Below are 15163 nucleotides of genomic sequence, written 5' to 3' on the forward strand. Positions count from 1 at the left end.
ATAATTCAGGCAGGAGGCCTTTCCATGACCCTACGCGTGACTCGCAGGCAATTCTTCAAGCTCGGTGCGACGGGGATGGCCACATCCAGCATGGCCATGATGGGCTTTGCTCCCGACCCCGCAGTCGCATCGATCCGTCACTTCAAACTGACCGGCGCCAAGATCACCCGCAGCAATTGCACTTACTGCTCGGTCGGCTGCGGCGTGTTGATCTACAGCCGCGGCGACGGCGCGATCAACAACATCGACAATATCTACCATGTCGAGGGCGACCCGGATCACCCGGTCAGCCGCGGCTCGCTGTGCCCCAAAGGGGCGGGGCTGCTCGACTACATCCAGAGCGAATCGCGGCTGAAGTACCCTCAGGTACGCGAACCTGGTACCGATGAGTGGAAGCGCATCAGCTGGGACGAGGCGCTGACACGCATCGCCCGGCACATGAAGGAGGATCGCGACGCCAACTTCGTCGACCAGGACGACGAGGGCCAAACGGTCAACCACTGGACCACGACCGGCATGCTGGCGGCTTCCGCTTCGACCAACGAGACGGCTTATCTGACGCAGAAGATCGCGCGCAGTCTTGGCATGGTGGTGCTCGACAACCAGGCGCGCGTCTGACACGGACCGACGGTGGCAGGTCTTGCCCCAACATTCGGTCGCGGTGCCATGACCAACCACTGGGTCGACATCCGCAACGCTGATCTGATTCTCGTCATGGGCGGCAATGCTGCCGAGGCGCACCCTGTCGGCTTCCGTTGGGTGATGGAAGCCAAGGAGCACAACGATGCCCGCCTGGTGGTGATCGATCCGCGCTTCAACCGCACGGCGGCGGTGGCGGATTACTTCGCGGAAATCCGTACCGGCACCGATATCGCCTTCCTGGGCGGTCTGATCAGCTATTTGATCGAAACCGACCAGATCCATCACGAGTATGTGCGCGCCTACACCGACGCGAGTCTCATCGTGCGCGAGGAGTTCGGCTTCGAGGATGGCTTGTTCACCGGCTACGATGCCGAGAGCGGTGAGTACGATACCGACACCTGGCAGTATGAGTACGACGACGAGGGTCACGCCCTGCGTGACGATACGCTCACCCACCCGCGCTGCGTGTTCCAGCTGATGCGAGAGCACTTCAGCCGCTACACCATCGATGTGGTCTCCTCGGTGTGCGGCACGCCACGCGACAAGATCCAGCACGTATGGGAGATGGTCGCCGACACCGTCGTGGACGACAAGACCATGACGATTCTCTACGCGCTGGGCTGGACACAGCACTCGATCGGCTCGCAGATCATTCGCACCGCAGCGATGCTCCAGCTACTGCTCGGCAACATGGGCATGCGCGGTGGTGGCATCAATGCACTGCGTGGCCACTCGAACATCCAGGGCTTGACCGACCTGGGGCTGCTCTCCGATCAGTTGCCGGGATACATGACGCTGCCGGATGATGACGAGCAAGATTACGAAGCCTATATCCTCGATCGCGCCCGGCCAGATCTGATACCTGGCGAGATCTCCTACTGGCGCCACTATGAGCGCTTTCATGTCAGCTTGATGAAGGCGTGGTTCGGCAACGCGGCGACCGAGGAGAACGATTGGTGCTACGACTGGCTGCCCAAGCTCAGCGAAAATCTCTATGACGTACTGCACACCTTCGAACGGATGAGCCACGGCGAGATCACCGGCTACATCTGCCAGGGCTTCAACCCGCTGGCGGCCTTTCCACACAAGGCCAAGGTATCCGCATCGCTTTCTCGCCTGAAGTACTTGGTCGTCATCGACCCGCTGAGAACCGAGACCGCCGAGTTCTGGAAGAACCATGGCGAATTCAACGATGTCGACCCTGCGCAGATCGATACCGAGGTGTTCCGGCTGCCGACCACCAGCTTCGCCGAGGAGGACGGCACCATCGTCAACAGCTCGCGCTGGCTGCAGTGGTTCTGGGCCGCGGCGCCGCCACCGGGCGAGGCGCTCCCCGACACCGCCATCCTGGCAGGGATATTCCTGCGCATGCAGCAGATGTATCGCGCCGAGGGGGGCGCTTTCCATGAGCCGATCCTCAACCTGAGCTGGCCCTATCGCCATCCGGAAGAGCCAAGCCCCGAGGAGCTGGCCCGGGAGTGCAACGGCTGGGCACTGGAGGACGTCGTTGATGAGGATCGCAATATCGTCTGCCGGGCAGGGGAGCAGGTCGAGGACTTCGGCATGCTGCGTGCCGACGGCAGCACGGCAAGTGGCTGCTGGATCTTTGCCGGGTGCTGGACCGAGGGTGGCAACCAGATGATGCGTCGCGACAACTCCGACCCCTACGGGGTTGGTCAGACGCTGGGCTGGTCCTGGTCATGGCCGGCCAACCGGCGGATCCTCTACAACCGAGCCAGCGCGCGGCCCGACGGTACGCCATGGGCCGAGCGCAAGGCAGTCATCTGGTGGAACGGTACCCGCTGGGTGGGCAATGACGTCCCCGACTTTCCCGAGGTGTCCGAACCGGCGCTGGGTCAGGGTCCCTTCATCATGAACCAGACCGGCCGGGGGCAATTCTTTGCCCGTGACCGTATGGTCGAAGGCCCCTTCCCGGAGCACTATGAGCCGTTTGAAACGCCGATCGCCAATAACCCGATGCACCCCAACAACCCATTGGCCAAGAACAACCCCGGCGCCCGGGTATTCGAGCAGGATCGGGCCAATTTCGGCAATTTCGATGAGTTCCCGCATGCGGCGACCACCTATCGCCTCACCGAGCACTTCCACTACTGGACGATGCACAACCGCCTGAACGCCATCGCCCAGCCGGAGAAGTTCATCGAGATCGGCGAGACCTTGGCAAGCGAGCTGGGTATTGCCAAGGGCGACCGCGTACGCGTCAGCTCCAAGCGCGGGCATATCGACGCCGTGGCGGTAGTGACCAAGCGTATCCGTCCGCTGCAGGTGGCGGGACAGACAGTGCATCAGATTGGCATCCCGATCCACTGGGGCTATCTGGGGGAGACCAAGCGCGCTCACCTGACCAATACGTTGACACCATCCGTAGGCGATGCCAACACCCAGACGCCGGAGTTCAAGTCGTTCCTGGTGCGCGTGGATAAGCTTTAAGGAGGCGAGATGAGAGGCGATCAAATCAATCTGCAGAACATCGTCAGACGCTCGGCGACCCAGGTACCCTCCCCGCAGGTGAGAAGCGGGGCTGTCGCCCCGGTCACCAAGTTGATCGACGTATCGCGCTGCATCGGTTGCAAGGCCTGCCAGGTCGCCTGTTCGGAGTGGAACGACCTGCGCGACGAGGTGGGCGAGAACGTTGGCATTTACGACAATCCGACCGACCTCACGCCCAACTCGTTCCAGGTGATGCGCTTCAACGAGTACGAGAACGAGCAGGGCAACCTCGAGTGGTTGATCCGTAAGGACAATTGCATGCACTGCGCCGAGCCGGGCTGTCTCGAGGCGTGTCCGGCACCCGGCGCCATCGTGCAGTACGCCAACGGCATCGTCGATTTCAACTCCGAGCACTGCATCGGCTGCGGCTATTGCGTCACCGGCTGCCCCTTCGACGTGCCGCGCATCTCCGAGAAGGATGGCAAATCCTACAAGTGCACGCTGTGCTCCGATCGTGTCTTCCATGGCCTGGAGCCGGCTTGCGTCAAGTCCTGCCCTACCGGGTCGATCATGTTCGGCACCAAGGAGGACATGCTCGATCTTGCCGAGACGCGTACCGACTTTCTCAAGGGACGCGGCTATCAGAATGCCGGCATCTACGATCCCGAAGGGGTCGGCGGCACCCACGTGATCTACGTGCTGCAGCATGCCGACAAGCCGGAGATCTACAACGACCTGCCCAATGACCCGCGCATCAGTCCGCTGGTCGAAGGCTGGAAAGGGATCACCAAGCCGCTGGCCTCGGTGGCCATCGGGCTTGCGGCGTTTACCGGATTCTTCCACTACGTCACCGCCGGCCCCAAGGAGACGCCAGAGGAGGAGGAAGACGAGGTGCGGTCCGACGAGGCGCGCGACCATGAACGTGAGGAGAAGCGGCCATGAGCGAGCCGAAGCGGCACTCCACCGATCCGGGCATTCTGCGCTACGACCGGTTCTCGCGCGTCAATCACTGGCTCATCGCCATTTCGTTCGTGATGCTGGTGCTCAGCGGGCTGCCCTTCTTCCACCCCTTCTTCTGGTCGCTGACCGGCCTGTTCGGCGGCCCAACCATGACGCGTATCCTGCACCCTTATATCGGGCTGTTCATGACGCTGTTCTTCCTCATCATGGCGGTGCGCTTCTTCAAGGTCAGTCTGATCAAGCGCCACGACATTCAATGGCTCAAGCAGATCAGGGACGTACTTAGCAATCGTGACGAGCGCCTGCCGCCGGTGGGCAAGAGCAACGCCGGGCAGAAGCTGGTCTACTGGATCATGGTGCTCTGCGTGCCGCTGCTGCTGATCACCGGCTTGCTCATCTGGCAACCCTACTTCGCCGACGCGATCCCCATCACGCTGCGCCGGCTGGCCTCCCTGGGCCACGCCCTGGCGGCGTTCCTGGCCATCGTCACCCTGATCATCCACATCTATTCCGGGATCTGGGTCAAGGGCTCGTTCACCGCCATGATTCGCGGCCGGGTCAGCAAGGCGTGGGCCAAGCATCACCACAATCTGTGGTATGAAGAGGAGATGGAGAAAGAGCGCAAGGAGCGCGAGATGGCCAAGCGCCAGCATCAGATCATGACAGGACAGGAGCCGAAGTGAACCACGCATATGGCAATGCCCCCATGGGCGTCATGGATCCCCCCTCCGTGGTACTGCCCGAGCCGGAGCACTTTGCGCAGCGTGCCCAGCGCCTGCGTGGCCTCGCCGAGCGTATCGAGCCACTCGCCGACTTCCTGGCCTTCATGGCGCAGCTCGCCCAGGCCCAGCAACGGGCCCTGGAGCAGAACGTCCCGGCGTGGCAGCCCGAGCCCGAGGCCTTCACCCTGGCGCTGGAGCATGGCATGCCGCCGCTTGGCGTCCAGGCGCTGCGCAGGGATATCGATTTTCACGGCGAGCTTTCGACGATCCTCGATGCCCTCGAGCTACATGTCGGCGCGGCGCAGCGGCCGCTGCTCAATGCCCTGCGCGCGTTGCCCAGGGAGGAGGTGGATCGCCTGGCCGAGGAGGTGCTCGAGGCTCGCCCCGGGCCCGAGGCGAGCCGTGGGCTGATGCCGTTGGTGGCGGCGGCGCTGCAGGTCGCCTGGCTACGCCTGGCACGCGCCCTGCCCAAGCCGCCGAAACGCCCCGCTGGCGAGGCCCGCTCGATCTGCCCCTGCTGCGGCTCGTTGCCGGTGGCAAGCGTGATTCAGATCGATCATCAGCGCAGTGGGGTGCGCTACCTGCAGTGCGGTCTGTGCGCGACCCAGTGGTATCTGGAGCGCTCCAAGTGCAGTGTCTGCGATCAGAGTGGCAAGCTCGACTACCTGAGCCTCGAAGATGACGACGGCGAGCTTCTACTTCCCGTGCAGGCCGAGACCTGCGGCGACTGCCACTCCTACCTCAAGCTCATGCCGCGAGAATTCGACGAACATGCCGAGCCTCTCGCCGATGACTTGGCAAGCCTGGCACTCGACCTGATGTTGAACGAGGAGAAGGCGTACCGCCGCAGCGGCTTCAACCCGCTGCTGATCGTCGCCGACCCCGAGTAATCGGAGATGCATGGACGCCAGGGGGCCTGGCATGCTATGCCATAGGGCCTGGTTATCTCTGGCATGGACAAGACTTCGACCATGGATGTTCGACGCAGCCTCCCCGCGGTCGATGCGCTACTGACGCATCCCGCCCTACATGCAGCCCGTGAGCGACACGGCTGGCGCCTGACGCGGCAAGCCGTGCGTCAGGTACTCGATGAGCAGCGCCGCCGCCTGGCCCGAGAGGCTAGCGGTGGAGAGTGCACTCCTCCCTCCCTCGATGCTTTGGCCAGCCGCTGTCTGGATGACCTGGCGCGTCTTGCCCGGCCCAACAGCCGGGCGGTGTTCAACCTGACCGGCACGGTGATCCATACCAACCTGGGACGTTCGACGCTTGCCGAAGCGGCCATCGAGGCGATGACCGAGGCGGCGCGCCACCCCGTGGCGCTGGAGTACGACCTGGCAAGCGGCGGGCGCGGCGATCGAGATCGCTTAGTCGAGGTGTTGCTCTGCGAGCTGACCGGCGCCGAGGCGGCCACTGTGGTCAACAATAACGCTGGCGCAGTGGTACTGACCCTTGGTGCGCTCGGCGCCGGCCGCGAGGCGGTGATCTCCCGCGGCGAGCTGATCGAGATCGGCGGCGCCTTCCGCATGCCCGACATCATGCAGGCGGCGGGCTGTCGGCTTCGCGAAGTAGGCGCCACCAACCGCACCCACGCCCGGGACTACCGCGAGGCGATGAGCGACGAGACGGGACTGATCGTCAAGGCGCACACCTCCAATTACGCCGTCACCGGTTTCACCAAGAGCGTGGCCGAATGCGAATTGGCCGAGATCGCCCACGCCCAGGGTGTGCCCTTCATGGTCGATCTCGGCAGCGGCGCGCTGACCGATCTCGCCGCCCTTGGCCTGCCCTATGAGGCCCAGCCCCGCGATAGCATTGCCGATGGCGCCGACGTAGTCACCTTCAGCGGCGACAAGCTGCTCGGTGGCCCCCAGGCGGGCATCATCGTCGGCCGGCGCGCGTTGATCGAGCGCATCAAGCGCCATCCGCTCAAGCGCGCGCTGCGCCTCGACAAGATAGCGCTTGCGGCGCTGGAGGCCACGTTGCGGATTTATCGCGACAGCGACACCCCCGATCAGGAGATCCCCACCTTGGCCCTGTTGTCGCGTCCGCGAGCCGAGATCGAGGCCACCGGCGAGCGGCTCTTGGAACGCGCCACCGGCCTGCTCGAAGGGCTCGATGTCACCCTTGCGCCTTGCATGAGCCAGCTCGGCAGCGGCTCACTGCCTGTCGATCGTCTGCCAAGCGTTGCCCTGGTGTGGCGCCCGACCGCCCACGAACGGCGCGAGCGCGAGAGGGGCTTGAAGCGCCTGGTGCGCGCCCTGCGCGAGCTGCCGCGCCCGGTCATCGGCCGCCTGAGCGACGGTGCGCTGCATCTCGACCTGCGCTGCCTGGCTGGGGAGGCCGAGGAGCAGGCGTTCCTCGCCCAGTTCGCCGAGCTGACAGGGACCTTCCCCTTGAAGACAGACGTGCAGGAGCAGGACGCATGATCGTCGGCACCGCCGGGCATGTCGATCACGGCAAGACCGCACTGATCGAGTGCCTTACCGGTATCGACACCGACCGCTTGAAGGAGGAGAAGGCGCGCGGCCTGACCATCGAGGCGGGCTTCGCCTATCCCGAGATGGCACCCGGCATCGAGCTCGGTTTCGTCGACGTGCCGGGCCACGAGAAGTTCATCCACAACATGCTGGCCGGCAGCGCGGGTATCGACACCGTGCTGCTGACGGTCGCCGCCGACGACGGGGTGATGCCGCAGACCGTCGAGCACGTGCAGATCCTCACACTGCTCGGGCTCTCCCGAGGCAGGGTGGCGCTGACCAAGTGCGACCTGGTCGACGAGACACGGCGTGACGCAGTGAAGCGTGAGATCGCCGCGCTGCTGGCCGACACGCCGTTGGCCGGGGCGACGATCCATGCCGTTTCGAGCCGTACGGGCGAAGGTATCGAGGCGCTGCGCGACGCGCTCTGGACCCAGGCCGCCGTGCAGCGTGCCACGCCTGCCCGGGGCGCGTTCCGGCTCGCCGTCGACCGTGTGTTCAGCAAGGCGGGCGCCGGGCTGGTGGTGACCGGCACGGCGCTGGCCGGCGAGATCGCCAAGGGCGACGAGGTACGCCTGGTGCGTTCGGGGCGCAAGGCGCGGGTGCGAGGGCTGCGCCGCCAGCATCGCGACAGCGACACGGCTCGTCAGGGCGACAGGGTGTCGCTCAACCTCGCCGGCAGCGGGGTGGAACGCGAGGCGCTCTCGCGGGGCGACTGGGTGGTCGCCGATACGCTTAAGGCCCCTCTGCTCAAGCGTATCGACATCGATCTCGTCCTGCTCGACAGCGCCGCTGCGCTCAAGCACTGGACGCCGGTGCATGTGCACCTGGGGGTGGCCCACCTCACCGGCCGCGTCGCCTTGCTCGAGGGGCAGCGCCTGGCACCCGGCGAGCGCATGCTGGGCCAGCTGGTGCTCGACGGCAGTGTGCACGCCTGCCTGGGGGACCGTTTCGTTATTCGCGACCATGGCGGGCACGTCACCCTGGGCGGCGGCGTGGTGCTCGATGGCGACCCGCCGCGGCGTGGCCAGCGCGCGCCCAAGCGCCTGGCCTGGCTGGCGGCGCTCACCGAGAGCGTGGCGTCCGGCCCCCCCTACGATCTGCACCACCCGCTTGAAGCTGCCCTAGAACTCAGGTCCGACGGGCTCGATCTCGATTCCATGGCACGCAACGCCAATGCCGGCCAGGCGACGCTGATCGCACTCACAGAGGCGCTTGGGGGACGTGTGGTGACGGTCCAGGGCCAAGCTCGCGCCTTCTCGCCACAGGCCATCGAAGCACTGGAGACAAGCATTCTCGAAGCGGTCGCCGCCCACCACGAACGTGAACCCTCGATGCTGGGTGTCGAGCGCGAGCGACTCAATCGTCAGGTCATGCCGAGTTTACCGAGTCCATTCTTCCGACCGCTGATGCAGGCGCTGATCGCTACCGGGCAGCTCGAAGGGCATGGCCCTTTCGTTGCCCTTCCTGGCCATCAGGCCGCCCTCGACGCGGCCGATGAGGTGTTATGGCAGCGGCTCGAACCCCTGCTTGCGGCGAATCCCTTCCAGCCGCCACGGGTACGCGACCTGGCGGCGAGCGAAGGGCTCGATGAAGAGCGTATTCGCAGCGCCCTAACGGCCTGTGCCCGCCTGGGCAGGCTCTACCAGGTCCGCAGGGATCACTTCTATCTGGCCAAGGCAGTGCACCAGCTGGCCGATATCGTCCAGGCGCTGAGCGATGAGCATGGCACGCTGCGCGGCGCCGCGTTCCGCGACCGGATCGGTACCGGGCGCAAACTGGCGATACAAATCCTTGAATTCTTGGCAACGTCGATACGCTTGGCCCGCCACTGCCCCTGGGTATTGTCGATATCGCCGCTGGCCTCAACGGCCAGGCTTTTGCCAGCGACGATATCGCCATCGCGATTGTTCAGCGCCGTTGCGGAAAGCCGAACGGTGTCGTTGCCTTGCAGGATGCCGGCCGCGTTGCGCACGTCAGTAGCCGCGACGGTCAGTTCGGCGTTACCGGCAATACGGCCATCAGCGTTGTCCAGTGTGCCCAACTCAAGCGCCAGATATCCCCCACCCGTGTGCAGCAATTCCCCTCCCCGATTGACGAGCGAGCCGGACTCGATCTCCAGCGTGCCGCCATTGCTGGCCAACCGCCCCGAGGTGTTATCGAGGACGTCGACAATCAGTGAAAGCGGACCTTCGCCGAGTTGCACGATGTCGCCGCCGACATTGGACAGCTCGTCCGCATCGAGATCGAGCGTGTCGGCGGCGACCCTGGCGTCGTCGGTGCGGAGCGTCTCAGGCGTACTTGCTCTGAGCGTGCCTTGCGCGGCGACAGTGGCACCGCTCATGTCGATCCCACCCCGCCGGGCCACGATGTCGATGTCGCTAGCCTGGGTGTGGCTGTCTCGCAATGTCACGGTATCGGCCTGTGCGTAAAGGCCTTCGGCAGCGATGTGCGAGCCGCTGGCATCGATGACATGGCCGGCTGTGAGATAGAGATTGCCACGTTCGCCCAGGGTCCCGTCGTCACGGACACCGGCGGCCATGAGGGTATCGATATCGCTGCGCAGGGCATCGGCCTCCAGGTGGATGTCGCCCTGGGCGATCATCGCGCCGGTTTTGCGATTGGCTATCTCGCCATCGCTGGTCACGAGCAGTCCGCCACCGGTACGCAGCATGCCATGGTTGACGACGTCGTTTTGGCCGGCCAGCCGCACGTCGCCTTCGGCGACGATGTTTCCATGGTTGGCAACGCCGTCCTGGCCGCTCAGCCGAATCTCGTTTTCGGCGAGCATGCTCCCCCGATTTTCGATGCGTCCGTCGGACTCGACGACGATCTCGCCGGCGTACAGGGTTCCGCCATGATGTACACCGACGCCTCGCTCGGTGGCCAGGAGGTGGATCTTGCCGGCATACATGCCGCCCAGATGCGCCACGTCGATGGCGATTTCGGGCGCCCCTCCCTTGCCCTCCACGACCTCCACCTGCTGGCGATCGACATCGATCCGGTTAGCGCCAGTGGTGACTTCGAGTTCCTCGGCCCAGACGCCGGCCTGGACTTCGACGGCACGTGCCAGGATCGAGGTGTAGTCGCTGCCGCTGGTATCCAGGCCATCTCCCGAGATCCGAATCGTGCCTTCCTCGATACGGTAGCCGGCCAGATCACCGTTCCTGAATTCGGGACGCCCAGTGGTCAGCGTGGTGCCGCTGGCGTTGATGAACCCCGCGCCATCGACATGGATACCGGCGGGATTGGCGATGACGACCTCGGCACGCCGCCCAGCGACTTCCACATGGCCGCGCAGATGGCTGGGATCACGCGAGTTGACCTCGTTGACGATCACCCGGGCTTCGCCGGTGGCGAGATTGGGATTGCCCTGCACCCAGCCGCCTAGCTGGCTCTGGGTGGCACTGCGCGAATTGTTGAGGATGGCGCCCCGGCCATCCACGTCGAACTGACTATAGGTATTGCGCGACACCCCCTGGGTGCTGGGCGTCTGGATGTTGACCTGAGGGGTGCCGTTGGCGCTCTCCAGCACGTGCGGCCGCTGTGCCCCCGGTGCGCTACGATCGGGGAAGATCTGCCCCTGGGCGGGCAGCGCATGCGCCAACCCCGACGCCACCAGAATGGCCCAACCCAATGGCTTTAAACACCAGAGCAGTGGCTTGAAACGCCCGAGCGGGAAAGCGGACGATAGACTTCCGGCGCCTGGCGTCGTGGCCCGTCCTCCCGCCTTGCCCTGGCACGAGCCGGCCTCGGAGACGACGACCAATAGGCACTTGGCCTTGTTGAACACGAGCCGGTAGCAGTGTTTGTTCATCTCGGTTCCCTACGTTTTTCGCTTCTTCGCGCTTTGTCTTTCTTGTCGTCTCTAGCAGCGTCTAAAGCACCAGATTCAGGCTGAACCCCAGGTCGTGCCCATCGGTGCGAAATCCCTCCGGCTTCCCGACCGGCGTGGCCAGGAGGATGTCGTAATGAAAGTGACGCAACAGGGTGCCGCGCAGTCCCACGACCGCACCCGTCAATTGCCTGCCCAGCAACCATTCCGAGCTGGCCCCGCCGACATGCCCATGGTCGATCCCGGCATAGAGCCGCTGGCCGCTGGCCCCCAGCGGCACCTCGAGCTCGTTGCGGACCAGCCAACCGCGTTCGGCGGCAAGGCTGGTGTCGTGGAAGCCTCGTACGGTGTAACGGCCGCCGATGGAGAAACGCTCCAAGGGCGACAATGGCGTCAGGTTGCGCTGCATGCGCCAGTGCCCGCGGTAGCGAAGCATCCACTCGCCGAGCTGAAAGGGGAGGTCGAGGTCGCCATTCGCCGTGACGATCTTGAAGCGCGAGGTGCCTTCATCGAAGGGCTCCTCCGGGGCTGGTCGTGCCCCGAAGGCGCCGGTGCCCCGCTGGTAGCCCAGTCCCAGGTCTAGGGTCGCCCGCCCGACGAACTCGCGATGATGCACGCCGGCTTCCCAGCCGCCCACGGTGCGGCGCTGCACCTCAATCTCGACATCGTCGATATAGTTGCGGGACTGGCGTTGAAAGCCTCCGAACTCGAGTGAGGTCTTTCGTGAGGCGTCGCGGTAGATCAGGCGCGACAGGCTGGCCCCGAGGGTGCGGCTGTTGCCGCTGTATACGTAGTCCTCAAAGGCGCCCGCCACGGTCTGGTGGTAATCGTAGTCGCTGGCCGTGGCGGCCAGATGCCAATAGCCCCAGGGTACGGAGTAGTGCAGGGTGCGACTCTTGTTACCGCGCCCGCCACGGTCTCCGCCCCCCAGGTCCTTGCCTAGATAGACGTAGAACAGATCGTTGATGCCCAGCAGGTTGTCGTAGGCCACGGTCACGCCGTTGAGATAACGGCCGGTGGCATCGCTGCCGCTGTCGTCCAGCGACCAGCCAGGGCGCAGCGGGAAACCCTGCTGATAGTCGATCACCAGATCGCTGCCACCGGGTTCCTCGGCGGGAGCGATCTGGATGTCGACCTCCACGGAAGGCAGGCGCTGGAAGTTCTCCAGCGCCTGTTCGATATCGCGCAGATTGAGGATGGCGCCTGGCCTGGCCGGCACGGCATTGCGCAGGGAGGCGTGCCGGCGTTCGGGTTCAGCGACTCGCAGACTGGCGATACGCCCCGGCAGGAGAGTGAGCGTGAGAACTCCATCGCTGAGATCCTGGGGCTCCACGAGCACGCGGCTGGTGACGAAGCCGCGTTCGATCAGCGCGTTCTGGGCACGCTTGAGCACCAGGTTGACGCCTTGGGCACCCAGGCAACGTCCGATGGGCGTGTCCCCTGGATCGCGACCGACGACCGCATCATCGAGCCACCCGAAGCGCTGGAGCTCATTGCCTCGCCATACCAGTTCGTGGATCACGAAACATGGCGATTCACGGTCGGGAAAGTGCTCCAGCGACTCCAGCGGCACCGACAAGCGCACGTCCGGCACCGTCTCCTGGCGCTCCTGCAGGGCCCGGTCGCGTTCGCGCTGGCGCAGCAGTTCGTCGGAAGGCAACTCTTGAGCCTGGATGCCAACGATGCCGCTCGTCAGCCACGCAATAAATGACAATCCGATGCCTCGGACGGCTACTTGCTTCATTTTGTTAAAAAACAATACTTGATCCCGTGCCAACCAAGCCTCCTCTGCATGTGAGCACTACGCTGAGCTTGCCAGCGACTGTCCACGGCACATGACGTGATGAAGAAGACCAGCGCCAACCCCTGAATGGCATTGGCGCGCTCAATTTGTCATCGGCAAAGTTCGGATTTACTTAAGTAAGGGATTGCTGATGGGTTTCGTAGGAAATTGTTGATGTGGGACACAGGGAATCTTGGACAATTTCTGTAAGCGATTCTCGACACGACACTGGAACCACACCGTGTTCTTTAGGGCAATGGTGGACTACTCAAGAAGGAAGGCATGGCAGAAGCGTTGCCCGACTCGTGCGGGCCGGAGAACATCGGCAAGCCTTCGCCGATGTCCTGACCGAGGTGTAACCTGGTCGTGCAGGGAGGCTCAGGCGTTCTCGAAGCGCTGGCGCAGGTAGGCGTTGATGTCGTTGGATTCGTACATCCACTCCTCGCGGCCATCGTCGTGGGTGATCAGCAGGCAGGGCACCATGGTGCGGCCGCCACCGTTGAGCAGCGCCTGGCGGTGCTCGGGGTTGCGCTGGACGTCGCGCAGTTCGATATCCAGTCCCAGTCGCGCCATCTCCTTGCGCACCTTGACGCAGAATGGGCAGCTTTGAAACTGGTAAAGCGCAAGCGATTGGCTTTCCTTTTCCACGCGAGATTGCTCCTCTGGGGTTCGTTCAATGGCGCTCTTGGGGGTGGTGAGCTTTTCCGACATCAGCATGACCGGCGTCAGCACCACTCTCAAGGTTCGAAAGAAATAGCGTAGCAAAAGCCTCATGAGGCAGGTAATCCTATCCGGAAATGGCAGCCCTCGATCTTATCACCGTTGCGCGCCGCTTGCTGCCGGCTTGGGCGTATCCACCGCTTCGATATCGACGATCTTCGAGCGGCTGATCACCACCTTCCAGCGCTGGATCACCGGCTCCCCATCGCCCTGCACCTCACGGGTGACCAGGTTGATCAGATGGCGCTTCTCCACCGTCTCTCGCACCACCTGGCCATCCTTGTGCCGGTAGACATGATGCGAGGACTTGTCCATCAGGCGCGACAGCACCGACAGGTCGATCACCAGCGTCTCGCGGGTCTGCTCATATCCACTAAGAAAACGCGTCGGCGACATCCGCGAGTGGCTACCGTAGTGAAGCACCACCTCTTCGCGCTGGGTGATGCTGCGCTTGCGGGCCGCCTTGATCGCCTCGTCGAGCTTGGCGTAGCGCTGGTAGTCGAACCACTCGAGCTGGCGCCCCACCAGCTGGTTGCTGTGCGCATCGTAGTATTGGCGACGCCACTTGGGGCGCCCCTTGCGCAGCAATCGCCACAGGGTGTTGCGCAGGTCGTCCTTGAATACCTCGCGCAACGCATAGATCACCGCCAGCACCAGCACGAACAGCGCCGTGACATCGCCCAGCGTCTGGCGGGCCTGCAACAAGGTCAGGGTGACGAACACCATGACCACTGCCGTCGCCAGCCCCTTGACCGCCTTCTGCTCGCCACCGCCGAGCTCCTGGCTCTTGTCCTTGAGCGTGACCGGATACTCGATCAGTCGCCTGAGCAGGCGCATCTTGTTGGACATCCGGGTGGGGTCCCGCGTCACCCGCTGAGAGTTGTACTCCTGCGCCTCGCGGTATTCGCTCTCGGCGGCGCAGATATCCAGCAGCCGGTGCTTGATCTCCCTGTAGTGGCGATCGCGGGAGAGGTGCGCCACCAGGGACAACAAGCGCTGTTCGGTGAACCACGACAGGTAGTTGTCGATGTTCTGGTAGTACTTCAGCAGGCTCTCCTCTTCCGGTTTGGTGCGCCGCAGGCGCTTGAGGATATCCAGCGCCAGCTCGATGAGCTCATCGATGCGCGCCAGCTTCTCTACACTGGCGTCCTGCGCATCGCTGCGTTCGCTGTCGCGCTTGTCGTCGTGCAGCTCGCGACTCGACCGCTCCAGTGCCGCCACGTACTGGTAGGCATAGAGGCTCAGGCTCAGCCGGTACTGTTCGCTGCCAAGCGAGCCGCGCCGCGCCAGCCGGCTCAATACCAGCGGCAGGTGGATGCGATCGCTGAAGTAAGTGCGTTTGACGTGTATGGCACTGTGGTAGAAGGCATTTTCGGACATCACCTCGGTGTTCAGCCCAAGCTCGCCGGGCACGAACAGGTAGACATCGAGCTTGTGCGATACCGATTCGCGCAGCACCCGCGATATCTTGAGAGAGAAGCCTTCCCGTCGCTCGACACTAATCAACGCTATCCATCCCCTTGCCAAACATGCGCTCATCTCCTGGTTTGGTTATATCATGGCAGATGCCGCT

The 15163-nt window shown here is 64.0% G+C and carries 8 protein-coding genes and 2 pseudogenes; 6 read left to right on the forward strand and 4 right to left on the reverse strand.

What is annotated here, in order from left to right:
• The first annotated feature begins 24 nt into the window (after positions 1 to 24).
• From fdnG to selB, 6 genes and pseudogenes are all read left to right on the forward strand, one after another.
• Complete coding sequence (gene fdnG, locus HJD22_RS16755) at positions 25 to 3093, forward strand: formate dehydrogenase-N subunit alpha (RefSeq protein ID WP_208653567.1); 3069 nt, start codon at positions 25 to 27, stop codon at positions 3091 to 3093.
• Between the two features lie 9 nt (positions 3094 to 3102).
• The gene (gene fdxH, locus HJD22_RS16760; RefSeq protein ID WP_208653566.1) at positions 3103 to 4035 is read left to right on the forward strand and encodes a formate dehydrogenase subunit beta; all 933 of its coding nucleotides are present in this window, start codon (positions 3103 to 3105) and stop codon (positions 4033 to 4035) included.
• On the forward strand, positions 4032 to 4736 hold the full coding sequence (locus HJD22_RS16765; RefSeq protein WP_208653565.1) for a formate dehydrogenase subunit gamma: 705 nt from the start codon (positions 4032 to 4034) through the stop codon (positions 4734 to 4736). The genes fdxH and HJD22_RS16765 overlap by 4 nt, the downstream gene beginning before the upstream one ends.
• Positions 4733 to 5665, forward strand: coding sequence for a formate dehydrogenase accessory protein FdhE (gene fdhE / locus HJD22_RS16770; RefSeq protein ID WP_217267783.1), 933 nt, complete (start codon positions 4733 to 4735; stop codon positions 5663 to 5665). The genes HJD22_RS16765 and fdhE overlap by 4 nt, the downstream gene beginning before the upstream one ends.
• A gap of 63 nt (positions 5666 to 5728) precedes the next feature.
• Positions 5729 to 7201, forward strand: coding sequence for an L-seryl-tRNA(Sec) selenium transferase (selA, locus tag HJD22_RS16775; protein WP_248730304.1), 1473 nt, complete (start codon positions 5729 to 5731; stop codon positions 7199 to 7201).
• Positions 7198 to 9045, forward strand: a pseudogene (gene selB / locus HJD22_RS16780) (selenocysteine-specific translation elongation factor); the annotation flags it as partial. The gene selA and the pseudogene selB, both read left to right, overlap by 4 nt.
• Positions 9046 to 9143: 98 nt before the next feature.
• Here the strand turns inward: selB and HJD22_RS18140 are convergent.
• From HJD22_RS18140 to HJD22_RS16810, 4 genes and pseudogenes are all read right to left on the reverse strand, one after another.
• Positions 9144 to 11069 (reverse strand): annotated as a pseudogene (locus tag HJD22_RS18140) (filamentous hemagglutinin N-terminal domain-containing protein); the annotation flags it as partial.
• A gap of 61 nt (positions 11070 to 11130) precedes the next feature.
• On the reverse strand, positions 11131 to 12801 hold the full coding sequence (locus HJD22_RS16800; RefSeq protein ID WP_217267784.1) for a ShlB/FhaC/HecB family hemolysin secretion/activation protein: 1671 nt from the start codon (positions 12799 to 12801) through the stop codon (positions 11131 to 11133).
• Between the two features lie 447 nt (positions 12802 to 13248).
• Complete coding sequence (locus HJD22_RS16805; protein WP_208655955.1) at positions 13249 to 13644, reverse strand: glutaredoxin domain-containing protein; 396 nt, start codon at positions 13642 to 13644, stop codon at positions 13249 to 13251.
• Positions 13645 to 13686: 42 nt separating this feature from the next.
• The gene (locus tag HJD22_RS16810) at positions 13687 to 15096 is read right to left on the reverse strand and encodes a hypothetical protein (protein ID WP_208655954.1); all 1410 of its coding nucleotides are present in this window, start codon (positions 15094 to 15096) and stop codon (positions 13687 to 13689) included.
• Positions 15097 to 15163: the final 67 nt, after the last annotated feature.

Source organism: Halomonas sp. TA22, from assembly GCF_013009075.1.
In the GTDB taxonomy this organism is placed as follows: domain Bacteria; phylum Pseudomonadota; class Gammaproteobacteria; order Pseudomonadales; family Halomonadaceae; genus TA22.